A 15,756-nucleotide genomic window follows, 5' to 3' on the forward strand; every position below is an offset into this window, starting at 1 on the left:
GCATGACAAAGGGCCGCTGACGCGGCCCTTTTTTCATAGCGCCCGGCGAGCGAGGTTACCGAACGCAGTCCACGTAGTAGCGGCCCTCGGCACCGCCCTCGTCTTCCACCAGGCCATGCACATCGGTGGCGAAGCCGGGGAAGCGGGCGTTGAAGGCGCGGGTGAACTTCAGGTACTGCACGATCTTGCGGTTGAAGCGCTCACCCGGGATCAGCAGCGGGATGCCCGGGGGGTACGGCGTCAGCAGCGCGGTGGTGATGCGGCCTTCCAGGTCATCGATGTCCACCCGCTCGGTCTGGCGCCGGGCGATGTGGGCATAGGCGTCGCTGGGCTTCATCGCCGGCTGCAGGTCCGACAGGTACATCTCGGTGGTCAGCCGGGCGATGTCGCCCTCGGCATAGGCCTGGTGCATGGCCTGGCACAGGTCCTTCAGGCCCATCTTCTCGTACTGCGGATGGGCCTGGCAGAACTCCGGCAGGATGCGCCACATCGGCGCATTGCGGTCGTAGTCGTCCTTGAACTGCTGCAGCGCGGTTAGCAGCGTGTTCCAGCGGCCCTTGGTGATGCCGATGGTGAACAGGATGAAGAAGCTGTAGAGGCCGGTCTTCTCGACCACCACGCCGTGCTCGGCCAGGAACTTGGTGACGATGCCCGCCGGGATGCCGGTGGGGGCGAACTTGCCCGACATGTCCAGCCCCGGGGTGATCAGGGTGCACTTGATCGGGTCGAGCAGGTTGAAGCCGGTGGCCAGGTTGCCGAAGCCGTGCCACTTGTCCTTGGCCTTCAGCGTCCAGGCGTCGGAGCGGCCGATGCCGTCGTCCACCAGCTTGTCGGGGCCCCAGACGGTGAACCACCAGTCCTTGCCGAATTCCTTGTCGACCTTGCGCATCGCGCGGCGGAAGTCCATCGCCTCCTTGATGCTCTCTTCCACCAGCGCCGTGCCGCCGGGCGGCTCCATCATCGCGGCGGCCACGTCGCAGCTGGCGATGATGGCGTACTGCGGGCTGGTGCTGGTGTGCATCAGGTAGGCCTCGTTGAACAGGTGCTTGTCCAGCTTGACCGTCTGTGAATCCTGCACCAGCACCTGGCTGGCCTGGCTGATGCCGGCCAGCAGCTTGTGGGTGGACTGGGTGGAATACACCATCGCCTGCTGCGGCCGCACCCGGTTCTTGCCCATGGCGTGGAAGGTGCCGTAGAACTTGTGGAAGGCGGCGTGCGGCAGCCAGGCCTCGTCGAAGTGCAGGTTGTCGATGTAGCCGTCGACCATGCCCTTGATGGTCTCGGTGTTGTAGAGCACGCCGTCGTAGGTGCTCTGGGTCAGGGTCATCACCCGCGGGCGCACCGTCTTCGGGTCCACCCCCTTGAGCAGCGGATTGGCGGCGATCTTGCGCTCGATGGCCTCGCGGCTGAACTCGCTCTTCGGGATCGGGCCGATGATGCCGTAGTGGTTGCGCGTGGGCGTCATGAACACCGGCACTGCGCCGGTCATGATGATGCTGTGCAGGATGCTCTTGTGGCAGTTGCGGTCGACCACCACCACATCGCCCGGCGCCACCGTGTGGTGCCACACCATCTTGTTGCTGGTGCTGGTGCCGTTGGTGACGAAGAAGCAGTGGTCGGCATTGAAGATGCGCGCCGCGTTCTTCTCGCTGGCGGCCACCGGGCCGGTGTGGTCCAGCAGCTGGCCCAGTTCGTCGACCGCGTTGCACACGTCGGCACGCAGCATGTTCTCGCCGAAGAACTGGTGGAACATCTGGCCCACCGGGCTCTTGAGGAAGGCCACGCCGCCGGAGTGGCCCGGGCAGTGCCAGCTGTAGCTGCCGTCCTGCGCATAGTCCACCAGCGCCTTGAAGAATGGCGGTGCCACGCCGTCGAGGTAGCTCTTGGCCTCGCGGATGATGTGCCGGGCCACGAACTCGGGCGTGTCCTCGAACATGTGGATGAAGCCGTGCAGCTCCCGCAGGATGTCGTTCGGGATGTGCTGGCTGGTGCGCGTCTCGCCGTACAGGTAGATCGGGATGTCGCTGTTCTTGAAGCGGATCTCCTCGATGAACTTGCGCAGGTTCAGCACCGCCGGGTCCAGCTCGGGGCCGGGGGTGAACTCCTCGTCGTCGATGGACAGGATGAAGGCCGAGGCCCGGCTCTGCTGCTGGGCGAAACTGCTCAGGTCGCCATAGCTGGTGACGCCCAGCACCTCGAAGCCCTCTTTCTGGATGGCGTCGGCCAATGCCCGGATGCCCAGGCCCGAGGTGTTCTCGGAGCGGTAGTCCTCGTCGATGATGACGATGGGAAAGCGGAAACGCAGCATGCGGGGGGCTCCTCGGGAGCGGGGCAGGAATCAAGGGGTGCCACCGGCCGGGCCAGGGGGGCCACCGCCGGACAAGGCGCGAAGTGTAGGGGTGAACCGCAGCACGCCGATGACAGCGCGCCGCGGCTCAGGGCACCAGGCCGATGCGCGCCCAGCCCAGGCGCGGGCTCATGGTGTCGATGTGCCAGGCCTCGGGGTCGAAGGCCCGGCGGGTGGGCGGTGCCACCGGTGGCAGGCCGGGCGGCGGCTCGGCATCGACGATGCGGGCGCGGCCGGCCGCCAGATCGGCCAGCAGCCGGCGGTCGGTGTCGTCGCGGTCCCAGGGCCGGGCGCCGACGGCGCCGGGCAGCTCGCCGGCCAGCACGGCCGCCGGCCGGATCCGCAGGCCGGGCGGCAGGTCGGCCTCGGGCAGCGGCAGCACCGCGGCCTGGCCGGTGCCGGCCAGGGCCACCAGCGGCACCGGCGCGCCCTGGCGGTCGAAGGCCAGGTTGTCGTGCAGGTGCAGTTCCACCGGACCGGCGCCCCGCAGCGTGAACAGCGCAGTGCCAGGCTCGGTGTCCGGGCCGTGGCGCAGCAGGTTGCCCACCAGGCTCAGGCGGCCGGTCTGCCAGGGCTTGTCGCCCCACTCCTGCGGCCACAGGTTGTAGTGCACCGCCAGCCGGCCGGGGTTGACGATCAGGTTGTTGACCATCGCACCGCGGGCGCCGCCCTTGAACAGCGCATTGCGCTCGCGGTTGGACACGTAGACGTTGCCATACAGCAGCACGCCGGTGGCGTTGTCGTGCACCAGCGTGCCCTTGGAATGCTCGCCCTTGGCATGCACCGAATGCGACAGGCCCTCGTAGATCAGGTTGTGGCTGAAGGTGATGCGGTGCGAGGTGGCGCGGCGCCAGTCGTCGGGCGTCTCGTCGGCGCGGCCGGCGCCGAAGCGCGGGCCCGAGGCCGACAGGTTCTCGTCGGTGCCCCAGGAGAAGCTGCAGTGGTCGACGACCACGTCGCGGGCCCCGCCGGCGGTCGACAGCCCGTCCTGGTCGCCGCCGCCCTGCCGCGGCCGGCCCCAGCCACCGGGCCGGAAGCGCAGGTGCTGCAGCACCACATCGTGGGTGCGCACCACCGTCTCGGCACGGATGAGGGTGATGCCCGGGCTGGGCGCCGTCTGGCCGGCGATGGTGAGGTGCGGCTGGCGGATCTCCAGGGTGCCGCCGGCCAGGTCGATCACGCCGCCGACCTCGAAGACGATGGTGCGCGGGCCCGGCGTGTCGATCGCCGCCCGCAGCGAGCCGGGCCCGTCGGCCGCCAGTGTGGTCACCCGCAGGATGGCGCCGCCGGCGCCGCCGCGGGTGGCCGTCCAGCCGCGCATGTCGGCCGGGCCGATGGAAAACCGCTGTGACGGCGGCAGCACTGTCGCGCAGTCGGGCTGCGGTGTGCGCGGCGTGTCCAGCGCCGGCACCGCCCGGGCCAGCTGGCGCTGCACCAGCTCGGCGAAGACACAGGCGCCGCGGTGTCCGAGGTGGGTGCGGTCGAAGCGCGGATCGCCTGGCGGCGCCTCGGCCAGGTCGTCGGCGCCGGCCTGGCCGAGCGGCTGCACCAGGGCCATGCTGGCGGCATGCAGGTCGACCAGCGGCACCCGCTGGGCGCTGGCCACCCGCCGCACCGCCGCGGCCCAGGGGCCGAGGTTGTCGTCGAGCCGGTCGCCACGGAAGCTGCGGCGGGTCAGCGGCGTCACCAGCACCGGCTGCGCGCCGGCGGCCCGGGCCTCGGCCACATAGCGGGCCAGGTTGGCCGGGAACTCGGTGTCCAGGTCGGTCGAGCGGCCGGGCTTGCCGGGCTGGTCGTTGTGGCCGAACTGCACCAGCACATGGGCCGTGCCGCTGCCCGCCGGCCGGGCACGCAGCCGGGCCAGCAGCGCCTCCCACAGGCCTTCGGCGCGGTAGCTCAGCGTGCTGCGGCCGCCCTTGGCGAGGTTGATGCAGTCCAGCGCCGGCTGCAGCCGCGCGCACAGCGCATCGCCGTAGCCGGTGGCGGTGGCCATCGTCGAATCGCCGACCAGGTAGGCCGCGGGCGGTGCGGGCTGGGCCAGGCAGGGCATGGCAGCGGCCAGCAGCAGGGCCACGGCCCGGCGGGCTGCGCGCCGCAGGCCGGTGGCTGCCGTCATGCCGCGCTGGCGCGCATGTGCGCCTCGATGGCCGCCCGGTCCACCCGCACGCCCAGGCCGGGCGTCTCGCCCAGGTGCAGGCCGCCGTCGGCCACGCGCTGGTCGTAGTCGATGCCCAGCGGGCGTTCGTCCAGCTCCTTCACCTCCAGCAGGGTGTGGTTGGGCACCGCGGTGGCGGCATGCGCCACCAGGTGGCCGCGGTAGCTGACCAGGCTGACCGGCAGGCCGTGCAGCTGCGCCGCCGCGGCCAGCCGCAGGAAGTGGGTGATGCCGGTGATCATCGAGGTCTGCACCACGTCCAGCGCGCCGGCCGCCAGCAGCGGCTGGTACTGCTCCAGGCCGCTCAGGTTCTCGCCGCTGGCCACGTTGGCGCGCACGCCGGCGCGCACCAGCGCATGGCCCGGCGCATCCCAGCGGCGCACCGGCTCTTCCACCCAGTGCAGCGGCAGCGCCTGCTCGATCTGCGCCACATGGCGCAGCGCGTCCTTCGGGCTCAGCGCCTCGTTGATGTCGAGCATCAGCTTCACCGGCTGGCCGCTGCGGGCGTAGACACGCTGCAGCAGCTGCAGCCGGTGCAGGTCGGCCTGCGGATCGGCGCCGCCCTTGAGCTTGGCCGCACTGAAGCCGTGGGTCAGGTAGCACTCGTGCAGGGCCACCAGGGCGGCATCGTCGAGCCCGTAGTCCAGCGCCGAGGCATAGCCCGGCACGAACGGCGTGCGCCCGCCCAGCAGGCGCCACAGCGGTTCGCCGGCGAGCTGGGCCTTCAGGTCCCACAGCGCCATGTCGACGGCGCCGATGGCGCTGAACACCGCGCCGCCGTGGCCGGTCTTGAACACCCGGGCCAACATGCGGTCGTAGAGCGCCGGCACGGCACGCGGGTCTTCGCCCTCGACCACCGGGAACACGCGCTCGATGCCCTCGTGCGGGGCCAGGCCCACGCCGGTGCGGCCGTCGTCGGTGTGCAGCAGCAGCACCGGCACCGGCCGGCTGCCGTCACGGTTGATGCTGTTCACATCGCCGATCGGCCGGCCCCAGCGCTGCAGGCTGCACAGGGAGGTGTAGGCCACCACGCGGGTCATCGTCGGGATCTCCAGAAGGGCTTGGTTCGGTTGTCAGGCATCGGCCGCCGCCAGCAGCGCCCGGGTGTAGGCATGCCGGGCCTGGCCGGCGCAGAGGGCGTCGGTGGTCAGTGTCTCGACGATGCGGCCCTGCTGCATCACCGCCAGCCGGTCGCACAGGTGGGCCACCACCCCCAGATCATGGCTCACCAGCAGGTAGCTCAGACCCTGGGTGCGGCGCAGCGTGGCCAGCAGGTTCAGAACCTCGGCCTGCACCGACACATCCAGCGCCGAGGTGGGCTCGTCCAGCAGCAGCAGCGGCGACTCCAGCACCAGGGCGCGGGCGATGGCCACCCGCTGGCGCTGCCCGCCCGACAGCTGGTGCGGCCAGCGGTGGCGGAAGTGCAGCGGCAGGCCGACCTGGGCCAGCACGGCATCGATGCGCCGGTCGATGTCACCCAGCCCCTGCACCCGCAGCGGCTCGGCCAGCGCGGTGTGCACCGTGTGGCGCGGGTGCAGCGAACCGTACGGATCCTGGAACACCATCTGCACCCGCCGCGCGTGGGCGGCGCTGGCGCCGCCGGCATAGGGCTGGCCGGCGATGGCGATGCGGCCCTGCCAGTGCCGGTACTGCCCGGCCAGGCAGCGCAGCACCGTGGTCTTGCCCGAGCCCGATTCGCCAACCAGGCCGAAGGCCTCGCCAGGGGCCAGGTCGAGGTCGATGCCCTGCAGCACGGGGCGTGCGCGGCCGGCACCGTCGTCGAAGGCGAGCGTGAGCCCGCGCACCTGCAGCATCGGGGTGGTGTCGGTCATGGTCATCGCGCCCAGGCCGCATCGCGCTGCAGCACCGGCAGCTGCGCGCGGCGGTGGCGCAGGCCGGGCACGGCGTCGAGCAGGCCGCGGGTGTAGGGATGGGTGGCCTCGTCCAGATCGGCCGCGGCGATGGTCTCCACCACCCGGCCGGCATACAGCACCAGCACCCGGTCGCAGAAGCGGCGCACCAGCGGCAGGTCGTGGCTGACGAACAGCACCGACAGACCCTGCTCGGCCACCAGTTCGTCCAGCAGGGCCAGCACCTCCTGGCGCACCGACACGTCCAGCGCCGAGGTGGGCTCGTCGGCGATCAGCAGCTGCGGCGTCTGCGCCAGCATCATCGCGATCATCACCCGCTGGCCCATGCCGCCGGACAGCTGGTGCGGATGCTGGCCGGCCACGCGCTGCGGCTCGCGGATGTGCACCCGCGCCAGCAGCTGGTGCACCCGGTCGGCGCATTCGCCCCGCGGCAGGCGGCGGTCGCGCTGCACGCTCTCGGCGATCTGTGCGCCCACCGTCATCACCGGGTTCAGCGAGAACTTCGGATCCTGCATGATCATCGCCATGCGCCGGCCGCGCAGGGCGGCCATCTGCGCCGGGTTGGCCGCCAGCAGGTCGCATCCGTCGAACTGCAGCCGCGACGCGGTGATCTGCGCCTGGCGCGGCAGCAGGCGCAGCAGCGCCCGGCCGACCGTGGTCTTGCCCGAGCCGGATTCGCCCACCAGCGCCAGCTTCTCGCGGCCGAGCGTGAACGACACGCCCTGCACCACCGGCACCGCGCCGGCGCCCTGGCCGTAGGTGACGCGCAGGTCCTGCACGTCCAGCAGCGGCGTGGTGGGCGGGGTGGGCGGGGGGGCGGTGGTGGTCATTGCTGGCGCGGATCCAGGGCGTCGTTCAGGCCGTCGCCCAGCAGGTTGAAGGCCATGCTGACGGCCAGGATGGCCGCGCCGGGCGCGGCCACCAGCCACCAGCTGTCGAGCATGTAGCGGCGGCCCTCGGCGATCATCGCGCCCCACTCGGGCAGCGGCGGCTGCGCGCCCAGGCCCAGGAAGCCCAGGCCGGCGGCCGTCAGCACCACCGAGGCCATGTTCATCGTCAGCCGCACCAGCACCGAGGGCAGGCACAGCGGCGCCAGGTGCAGCAGCAGGATGCGGGCATGCGAGGCGCCCTGCAACTGCGCGGCGACGATGAAGTCGGCCTGCCGCAGCGTCATCGCCTCGGCCCGCGCCAGCCGGGCTATCGGCGGCCAGGCGGTCAGCGCGATCGCCAGCACGGCATGGTCCAGGCCGGGGCCCAGCGCCGCGACGAAGGCCAGGGCCAGCACCAGCCCGGGGAAAGACAGCACGATGTCGGTCAGCCGCATCAGCACCGCATCCACGGCGCCACCGAACCAGCCCGCCACCACGCCCACCGCCATGCCCAGCGGCCCGACCACGACGGTGACGAGCACGACGATGAACAGCGTGATGCGGGTGCCGTGCAGCAGGCGGCTGAAGACATCGCGTCCGAACTCGTCGGTGCCGAACCAGTGGTCCGCACCGGGCGGCTGCAACGCCCGCGCCAGGTTCTGCGCCAGCGGGTCATGCGGTGCCATCCAGGGTGCCAGCGCGGCCAGCAGCACCAGCCCCGCGATCACCACCAGGCCGGCCGCCGTCAACGGGTTGCGCAGCAGCCGCCGCGCCAGCGCGGCCGCTTCACCGGACCAGGCGCTGCGTGCGCCAGCGGATGCCTGCGCCGCCGCCGTCATGCCCTGGCCCTCGGATCGAACACCCGGTACAGCGCATCGGCGCCCAGGTTCAGCGCGACGAACAGCAGGCCCACCACCAGCACCGATCCCATCACCGCATTCATGTCGCCCAGCAGCAGGCTGCTGGTGAGGTAGCTGCCGAAGCCGGGCCAGCCGAACACCGTCTCGACCAGCACCGCGCCTTCCAGCAGGCCGCCGTAGGCCAGGGCCAGGATGGTCAGCAACTGCACCCGGATGTTGCGGAACGCATGGCCCCAGACCACCTGCCACTCGGGCAGGCCCTTGACCCGGGCGGTGGTGACGTACTCCTGCGACAGCTGCGCCAGCATGAAGGCGCGGGTCATGCGGCTGAGGTAGGCCATCGAGTGCAGGCCCAGCACGCAGGCCGGCAGCAGCAGGTGGCGCAGCGCGCTCTGGAAGGCCGCGCCATCGCCGGCCAGCAGCGCATCCACCAGCAGCAGGCCGGTGCGGTTGGGCACCGTGCCCTCGAAGGCCAGTCCGATGCGGCCGATGCCGCCAGCCCAGCCCAGCCAGGCGTAGAACACCAGCAGGCCCATCATGCCGAACCAGAACACCGGCGTGGAATGGCCCAGCAGGCCGACGACGCGGGCCAGGTGATCGGGCCAGCGGCGGTGGTGGCTGGCGGCCAGCACGCCCAGCGGCACGCCCAGCACGGTGCCGATCAGGATGGCCAGCGTGGCCAGCTCCACCGTGGCGGGCAGCACACGGGCCAGGTCGGTGGCCACCGGATTGCCGGTCAGCAGGGCCCGGCCCAGGTCGCCCCGGGCCAGCGCATGCAGATACCCCGCGAACTGCAGCGCCAGCGGCTGGTCCAGCCCCATGTCGCGGCGCACCTGCTCGTAGGTGGCGCGGTCGGCGTCGGGCCCGACGACGGCCAGCACCGGGTCCAGCGGCATCACCCGGCCGATCAGGAAGGTCAGCAGCAGCAGGCCCAGCAGCGTGGCCGCGATGCCGCCGCTGCCGCGCAGCAGTCTGCCCGCCGTCATGCCCGGGCCTCCGCCGCCGGCAGCTTGGACACGCCGTGCAGCCGCGTCGTGCCCGCCGGATGGCCGGCATAGCCCTGCACCACGCGGCGCAGCACCTGGGTGTCCAGCACCTGGGCGATCGGCTGCAGGCCGCCCACCACGGCATCGGCGCGTTCCTGCGCCTGCTGGTAGAGCGCACGCTGACGCGCTGGGTCGCGCTCCAGCAGCGCCTGCTCGATCAGGCCGTTGAGCACCGCATCGGCATGGCCGGTGCGCCAGCCCTGGAAGTTGCTGAGCTTGGCGCTGTCGCGGTTGTCGGGGTTGTAGAGCAGCGCGCGCAGGCTGGAGTGCGGGTGCGGCTCGGACCCGCCGCCGCCGCGGCCGACGACGAGGTCGAAGCTGCGCTCGCGCATCGCGCCATAGACCTGGTTGCCGGTGCCGGGCAGGATGGACGCGCGGATGCCGGCCTGGGCCAGCGTGGCCTGCACGCTGGTGGCGATGGCAGTGAACGGCGCCTCGGCGATGACGCGGATGGTGGTGTCGAAGCCGCCGGCCAGGCCGGCCTCGGCCAGCAGGCGGCGGGCTTCTGCCACGTCGAGCCGGTAGCCGGGCTGCGGCAGCGAGGCCGGCAGCCCCGGCGGCACCGGGCGCTGCTGCAGCTCGCCGTAGAACGGCAGCACGCCGTCGGCCACGCCCTGGAAGTCGATCAGGTGGCGCAGCACGGCGCGCCGCACCCGCTCGTCGGTGAACGGCGCCCGGCGGGCGTTGACGGCCAGGTAGTACAGGTTGCCGCGGCGCACCCGCTCCACCGCCAGGTCGGGCCGCCGGGCCAGGGCGCGCACATCGGGCGCCGACAGGCCCCCGGCCACGTCCAGGTCGCCGCGCGACAGCATCAGCCGCAGCGTCTGCGATTCGGTCATGTGGCGCAGCACCACGCGGCGCAGCCGGGCCGGCCCGCGCCAGTGGCCGGGGGCCCGCTGCAGCGTCAGCAATTCCTTCGGCCGCCAGGCCTCCAGCACGAAGGCGCCGGAGCCGGCGGCATGGGTGGTCAGCCAGGTCGCGCCCAAGTCGCTGCCCCGGGCCTCGGTGCGGGCCTGGGCCATCACGGCGGCCCGGTCGAGCACGCAGGCGCTCATCGACGTGGCCAGCGTGGCGAGCACCAGGGCCGGGTCGGTGGGCTGCGGCAGCGTGATCTGCAGGGTGTGCGGATCGGTGGCGCGCACCAGGGCATCGGCGTTGGTGGCACTGAAACCGTAGCTCTTCCACACCGTGGCGGGCGCCAGGTTCAGCCGCAGCACCCGCTGCAGCGACCAGGCGGCATCGTCCGCCGTCACCGGCCGGCCGCCGGCGAAGGCCGGGCCGCTGCGCAGGCGGAACTGCAGCAAGCGGCCACCCTCGGCCACCTGCCACGCCTCGGCCAGCCCGGGCAGCAGCCGGGTGGTGTCGGCCGCATCGGTCTCCAGCAGGTGGTCGTAGAGGTTGCAGGCCACGGCCAGTGCGTCCAGGCCGGTGGCGCTGCCGGGGTCCAGCGACAGCAGGTTGTTCATGCTCATGCCCACCAGCAGCTGGTCGGCCGCGGCATCGGCAGCCTGCACCGGCGCAGCAGCCCAGGCCGCCACGGCTGCCGCAGGGGCCAGAGCAGTGAACTGGCGGCGCTGCATGGGTGGGCTCAGAAGGTCGCCACGGTGTGCCGGGCGATGTAGTCGTGGTCGATCTCCTCGCCCAGGCCGGGGCCGGGCGGCATCGGCACGCAGCCGTCGGCGTCCAGCGGGTCGATCTGGCGCAGCAGGTAGGGCGGCAGCTCGTCGTAGTCGAGGAAGGGGTGCAGCAGGCCGCGCTCGTACCAGGTGGTGTTGCGGATGGCGCCGCACACCGCCAGGTTGGGCGCGCCGTTGCCGTGCACCTCGCAGTGCATGCCGAAGCTTTCGGCCAGGTGGGCCACCTTCATCACCGGGCCGATGCCGCCACAGCCGTTGACGCCGGCACGCAGGATGTCGCTGGCCCCGGACTTGACCCACTCGGCGCGCGCGTAGTGCTTGCCCGACAGGCTCTCCGGCCCCAGCAGCGGGATGCGCAGCTGCTGCGCAAGCCACACGTAGGACGACATGCTCTGCTCGTTCATCATCTCCTCGTACCAGGTGAAGTCCAGCTCCTCCAGGGCACGGCCGATGCGCAGCGCGTCGGTGCGGCTGTACTCGTGGTAGCCGTCCAGCATCAGTGCGATGTCCGGGCCCACCGCCTGCCGCACCGCGGTGCAGGCCTGGATGTCCATGGCCGGATCGGGCGCGAAGGCCACCGGCGGCATCCAGGTGTGCAGCTTGATCGCCTTGTAGCCCTTCTCCACCAGCTGCACCGCGAAGGCGGCGTATTCGGCGGGCGTGGACAGGCCGCCGGCCAGCTCGTCGCCACACATGGTGCTGCCGTAGGCGGGGATGCGGTCGCGCACGCCGCCCAGCAGCTTCCACACCGGCACGCCCAGCGTGCGGCCGATCAGGTCGTGCAGCGCGGCGTCCACCACGCCCATCGCGCGGTCGGTCAGCTGGCCGGCGCTGCCGCGCTGCCAATGCTCCAGCTCGCACCACAGGGCCTCGCGCTGCAGCGCGTCGCGCCCCAGCAGCACGCGGCGCACGAACTGGTTCAGCACATGCGGGCGCACCACCTGGCTGGGCGCGAAGCAGCAGCCGGTGACGCCATCGCTGCTGGTGATGCGCAGCAGCGCCTGCTGCGCAGTGCGCAGCGGGCCGGGATGGCTGTGGCCGGCGGCATCCACCGACCGGCGGGTGGGGAACGAGAACTCCACCGCGTCCACGCTGGCGATCGTGATCATGGGCATTGATTCATCAGTCGTCTGATGACTTGAAGTGTAGAGCAAGCCATCCGCACCACCACGCCAAAACCCTGATTCCAGGGGAAAACACCGAGAAACAAGCCGGGCGTGACCCGTTCCGCCGGCGGATTGATCTGCCTATACTGAAGTCAGTCGTCTGATGACTTGACACGAGCCACCACCCCATGCCCACCGTCGACCCCCAGCCCGGCGACGCCGCCCGCCCCACCAGCCTGTCACAGCGCGTGGTCGATGGCGTGACGGCGCGCATCCGCAGCGGCGAGCTGACCCCGGGCAGCAAGGTGCCGCCCGAGCCGGCGCTGATGCGCGAGTACGGTGTCAGCCGCAGCGTGGTGCGCGAGGCGGTGTCGCGCCTGCAGGCCAACGGCCTGGTGCACACCCGCCATGGCGTGGGCAGCTTCGTGCTGGCCACCCAGGCCGAGAACCCGCTGGCCGCCCAGGCGCAGGCCGACCTGAAGGTGCGGCAGAAGCTGGCGATGCTGGAGCTGCGCATGAGCCTGGAGGCCGACGCCGCGGCCCTGGCCGCCCAGCGCCGCACGCCGGAGCAACTGGCCGCGATGGAAGCCGCACTGGCCGATTTCGACCGCCAGCACAGCATCGGCGAGGGCACGGCCGAGGCCGACTTCCGCTTCCATGAGCTGCTGGCCCAGGCCACCGGCAACGAATACTTCGTGCTGGTGCTGCGCTCGCTCAGTGGCGCCACCATCCCGCGCAGCGCGGGCCGGCCCCAGCGCCGCCCGACGGCGCCGCGTCCCGCCCGCTTCGGCGAGCCGTCGCCGCAGCTGCGCTCGAACAAGGACATCACCGCACAGGAGCACCGCGCCGTGCTCGACGCCGTGCGCCGCGGCGACCCGGCCCTGGCCCGCGCGGCGATGTACATGCACCTGACCAACAGCCGCGACCGCATGCAGGCGGCCGGCGGCAGCTGAGGCTGTCCCACCGGACGCCCGCCCCCCCGAACAACAACCGCCCCTGGACAGACCACGGAGACACGCCCATGCCCGCCCACTTGCCCCGCAGCGCCATGCCCGCCGCCCGCCCCTCGCGCATCCACCTGGCCGTGCTCGGCCTGCTCACCCTGCCGGCCAGCGTGCTGGCCCAGCAGGCGGAAGCGACCAGCCGGGTGGAGATCACCGGCTCGATCATCCGCCGCTCGATCAATGCCGAGACCGCGCTGCCGGTCACCAGCATCACCGCGGGCGAGCTGGAGGCGCGCGGCCACACCGAGCTGAAGGACTTCATGCTCGAGCTGCCGCAGGCCAACTCGCTGGGCAGCAACCAGGGCACCGCCGGGCCGATGACCAGCCTGCGCGGCCTGGGCCCGATGCGCACGCTCACCCTGCTGGACGGCCGCCGCCTGCCCAAGGAGCCGCTGACCAACCAGTACACCAGCGTCAACGTGATCCCGCGCATGGCGCTGGGCCGCACCGATGTGCTGCGCGACGGCGCATCGTCCAGCTACGGCTCCGACGCCATCGGCGGCGTGCAGGCCTTCTACACCCTGGGCCAGTTCCAGGGCGGCCGCGTCAAGCTGGAGACCACCCAGCCGGAGAAGAGCGGCGGCGGTGCCACCCATTCCCTGGGGCTGATCGGCGGCCTGGGCAACCTGGACAAGCAGGGCTGGAACGTCTATGCCGCGCTGGATGTCCAGCGGCGCGACGTGCTGCTGCGCGCCGACCGCCCCGAGCTGACCGACCGCGCGGTGCTCAACACCCTGGGCGTGCTGCAGGCCAGCCCCGGTGCGGCCACGCCGGGCAACTTCACCGATCCGAACAACCCCACCAGTTCGCAGCGCACGGTGCTGTTCAACCCGTACGGCAGCACCTGCCTGGCGCCCTACTCCACGCCCACGGCCACCGGCAACCGCTGCGTGCTGGACGACAACGTGCTGTACACCGCCTTCAACAACAAGAACGACATCGAGAACTTCTTCGCCAAGGGCTCGCTGCGCCTGGGCGACCACCTGCTGACGGCCCAGTTCAACCACAGCCACTACAGCGTCGACCAGTACAACGCCGCCGCCGCGCCCACGGTGCGGCTGACCAGCACCCACCCCTACTACCCGGGCAATGGCCTGGTGCCGGCGGTGGCCGGCCTGAACCTGGCCGGCCGGCCGATCAACGTGCAGTGGTCGGTGGCCGATGCCGGCCCGCGCATCCGCGACGACCACCACTACAACGACCGCCTGGTGCTGGCGCTGGAAGGCAGCCTGGCCGGCTGGGACTACCGCGGCGGCATCAACCATGGCTGGTCCAAGCGCGAGACCAAGGCCGGCCCGGGCTGGCTCAGCGTGACCGGCCTTGCCACCGTGCAGGGCACGGCAACCACCCTCTTCCTCGACCCCAAGCTCAACCCCTTCGGCCTGCAGACGGCCGAGGGCCTGGCCCTGCTGCGGGCGGCCAGCATCGAGGGCCAGACCCTGCGGGTGCACAAGGGCGAGAACACCAGCGTGGATGCCACCTTCAGCCGCGAGCTGATGGCGCTGTCCGGCGGCCCGCTGAGCCTGGCGCTGGGCGCCGAACTGCGGCGCGACACCTGGGAGGCCGAGGGCCTGGCCAGCAACGACGTGGTGGCCGCACTGAACAACCAGGTCGACATCCTGGGCGGCGACTCGCTGGCCGCCGGCGCCAACTCCAAGACCAGCACCAAGATCGGCCGCGACATTGGCTCGCTGTTCGCCGAGCTGGATGCCCCGCTGCGCAAGGACCTGACGCTGAACCTGTCGGTGCGCGCCGACCACTACAAGGACCTGAAGGAGACCACGGTCAACCCGAAGATCGGCCTGCGCTGGCAGCCGCTGCCCAGCCTGGTGCTGCGCGGCTCGGCCAACACCGGCTTCCGCGCGCCCAGCCTGCCCGAGCTCTACACCCGCGAGACGGAATACACCCAGCTCGGCACCTTCGACGACCCGCTGCTGTGCCCCACGGTCGGTGGCGTCAAGGTGCCGGCGCCCGGCTACACCGCGGCGCAGGTGTGCGGCCTCAGCCCGAACGCGGCTGGCCGGCTGTGGCAGATCACCAAGGTGCCCGGGCTGGACCTGAAGGCCGAGACCTCGAAGAGCCTGACCTTCGGCGTGGTCTTCGAGCCGGTGAAGAACCTGACCATGACGGTCGACTACTGGAAGACCCAGATCGACAACGTGATCGGCAACATCCCGATCGACTACATGCTGGCCAACCCGGCGCTGTACGCCAGCTACTTCCGGCGCGATCCGGCCACCAACCTGCTGGGCGTGACCGATGCCTCGGGCAACAAGGTGGCGGCCTACAACGTGCCGGCCAACCAGGGATCGCTGCGCGCGGCCGGCATCGACGTGGGCCTGCGCTTCACCGCGCCCAAGGCCCCCTGGGGCCAGGTCAGCGGCGGCATCGACATCGCCTACCTCACCCAGTGGGATGCCCGGGCCTCCGAGTCGGCCAACTGGGTCAGCGCGCTGGGCTTCTACAACGACGTGGTGCCGGTCAACCCCAACGCCGGCCTGTCCAACGCCACCCGCGGCCTGAACAACCGCTGGCGCCACACCGCCCAGCTGGCCTGGCAGAACGCCGACTGGAAGCTGCAGCTGTCGCAGCGCTACCAGAGCGCCATCCGCGACCAGAACCTGGCCGCCGCCACCGGTGTGGGCACCACCGGGCCGCGGGATGTGTCGTCGTTCGCGCTGTACAACCTGTCGGTGCGCTACACCGGCTTCCGCAACCTGACGCTGAATGCCGCCGTCAACAACCTGTTCGACACCAACCCGCCGCTGACCAACCACCGCTCCTACCGCGGCTACCTGACCAGCGTGGCCGATGTGCTGGGCCGGGCCTACACCGTGTCGGCCACCTACAGCTTCTGATCC

General features: G+C 71.7%; 11 protein-coding genes. 2 read left to right on the plus strand and 9 right to left on the minus strand.

The genetic code is table 11. The features are described from left to right. Window positions 1–55: 55 nt before the first annotated feature. The 9 genes from FFT10_RS03175 to FFT10_RS03215 all read right to left on the minus strand — a co-directional run bounded on the left by FFT10_RS03175 (window position 56) and on the right by FFT10_RS03215 (window position 11,894). Window positions 56–2,308, minus strand: a complete 2,253-nt coding sequence (locus FFT10_RS03175; protein WP_137731294.1) for an arginine/lysine/ornithine decarboxylase — start codon at window positions 2,306–2,308, stop codon at window positions 56–58. Between the two features lie 127 nt (window positions 2,309–2,435). Beyond that, complete coding sequence (locus tag FFT10_RS28005; RefSeq protein WP_194150894.1) at window positions 2,436–4,463, minus strand: rhamnogalacturonan acetylesterase; 2,028 nt, start codon at window positions 4,461–4,463, stop codon at window positions 2,436–2,438. Further along, window positions 4,460–5,542: a mandelate racemase/muconate lactonizing enzyme family protein gene (locus FFT10_RS03185; RefSeq protein ID WP_137731295.1), complete on the minus strand. Its 1,083-nt coding sequence runs from the start codon at window positions 5,540–5,542 to the stop codon at window positions 4,460–4,462. Before FFT10_RS03185 ends, FFT10_RS28005 begins: the two co-directional genes overlap by 4 nt. A 33-nt stretch (window positions 5,543–5,575) precedes the next feature. After that, on the minus strand, window positions 5,576–6,334 hold the full coding sequence (locus tag FFT10_RS03190) for an ABC transporter ATP-binding protein (RefSeq protein WP_228026926.1): 759 nt from the start codon (window positions 6,332–6,334) through the stop codon (window positions 5,576–5,578). A gap of 2 nt (window positions 6,335–6,336) precedes the next feature. Next, window positions 6,337–7,203: an ABC transporter ATP-binding protein gene (locus FFT10_RS03195; protein WP_137731296.1), complete on the minus strand. Its 867-nt coding sequence runs from the start codon at window positions 7,201–7,203 to the stop codon at window positions 6,337–6,339. Next, window positions 7,200–8,081 (minus strand): ABC transporter permease, encoded by an 882-nt coding sequence (locus FFT10_RS03200; RefSeq protein WP_137731297.1) that lies wholly within the window; start codon window positions 8,079–8,081, stop codon window positions 7,200–7,202. Before FFT10_RS03200 ends, FFT10_RS03195 begins: the two co-directional genes overlap by 4 nt. Then, window positions 8,078–9,088 (minus strand): ABC transporter permease, encoded by a 1,011-nt coding sequence (locus FFT10_RS03205; protein WP_137731298.1) that lies wholly within the window; start codon window positions 9,086–9,088, stop codon window positions 8,078–8,080. The genes FFT10_RS03200 and FFT10_RS03205 overlap by 4 nt, the downstream gene beginning before the upstream one ends. Next, window positions 9,085–10,728, minus strand: coding sequence for an ABC transporter substrate-binding protein (locus FFT10_RS03210; RefSeq protein WP_137731299.1), 1,644 nt, complete (start codon window positions 10,726–10,728; stop codon window positions 9,085–9,087). The genes FFT10_RS03205 and FFT10_RS03210 overlap by 4 nt, the downstream gene beginning before the upstream one ends. Before the next feature lie 8 nt (window positions 10,729–10,736). Then, entirely contained in the window at window positions 10,737–11,894 is a 1,158-nt protein-coding gene (locus FFT10_RS03215; RefSeq protein ID WP_228026927.1) for a mandelate racemase family protein, read from the minus strand. Between the two features lie 185 nt (window positions 11,895–12,079). On the opposite strand from FFT10_RS03215, the gene FFT10_RS03220 reads away from it, so the two are divergent. Both FFT10_RS03220 and FFT10_RS03225 read left to right on the plus strand, forming a co-directional pair. Then, a complete protein-coding gene (locus FFT10_RS03220) occupies window positions 12,080–12,844 on the plus strand; it encodes a FadR/GntR family transcriptional regulator (protein WP_137731300.1) in 765 nt (254 codons plus the stop codon). 68 nt (window positions 12,845–12,912) lie between these two features. Beyond that, on the plus strand, window positions 12,913–15,753 hold the full coding sequence (locus tag FFT10_RS03225) for a TonB-dependent receptor domain-containing protein (protein WP_137731301.1): 2,841 nt from the start codon (window positions 12,913–12,915) through the stop codon (window positions 15,751–15,753). The last annotated feature ends 3 nt before the right edge of the window (window positions 15,754–15,756 follow it).

The organism is Pseudaquabacterium pictum, from assembly GCF_005403045.1.
Classification (GTDB): Bacteria; Pseudomonadota; Gammaproteobacteria; order Burkholderiales; family Burkholderiaceae_C; genus Pseudaquabacterium; species Pseudaquabacterium pictum.

What these genes read in the sequence shown, in the direction of transcription:
- FFT10_RS03185 (WP_137731295.1), bottom strand. Translation starts at nt 5,542, where the DNA reads ATGACCCGCGTGGTGGCCTACACCTCCCTGTGCAGCCTGCAGCGCTGG.
- FFT10_RS03210 (WP_137731299.1), bottom strand. Translation starts at nt 10,728, where the DNA reads ATGCAGCGCCGCCAGTTCACTGCTCTGGCCCCTGCGGCAGCCGTGGCG.
- FFT10_RS03195 (WP_137731296.1), bottom strand. Translation starts at nt 7,203, where the DNA reads ATGACCACCACCGCCCCCCCGCCCACCCCGCCCACCACGCCGCTGCTG.
- FFT10_RS03175 (WP_137731294.1), bottom strand. Translation starts at nt 2,308, where the DNA reads ATGCTGCGTTTCCGCTTTCCCATCGTCATCATCGACGAGGACTACCGC.
- FFT10_RS03225 (WP_137731301.1), top strand. Translation starts at nt 12,913, where the DNA reads ATGCCCGCCCACTTGCCCCGCAGCGCCATGCCCGCCGCCCGCCCCTCG.
- FFT10_RS03200 (WP_137731297.1), bottom strand. Translation starts at nt 8,081, where the DNA reads ATGACGGCGGCGGCGCAGGCATCCGCTGGCGCACGCAGCGCCTGGTCC.
- FFT10_RS03220 (WP_137731300.1), top strand. Translation starts at nt 12,080, where the DNA reads ATGCCCACCGTCGACCCCCAGCCCGGCGACGCCGCCCGCCCCACCAGC.
- FFT10_RS28005 (WP_194150894.1), bottom strand. Translation starts at nt 4,463, where the DNA reads ATGACGGCAGCCACCGGCCTGCGGCGCGCAGCCCGCCGGGCCGTGGCC.
- FFT10_RS03215 (WP_228026927.1), bottom strand. Translation starts at nt 11,894, where the DNA reads ATGATCACGATCGCCAGCGTGGACGCGGTGGAGTTCTCGTTCCCCACC.
- FFT10_RS03190 (WP_228026926.1), bottom strand. Translation starts at nt 6,334, where the DNA reads ATGACCGACACCACCCCGATGCTGCAGGTGCGCGGGCTCACGCTCGCC.
- FFT10_RS03205 (WP_137731298.1), bottom strand. Translation starts at nt 9,088, where the DNA reads ATGACGGCGGGCAGACTGCTGCGCGGCAGCGGCGGCATCGCGGCCACG.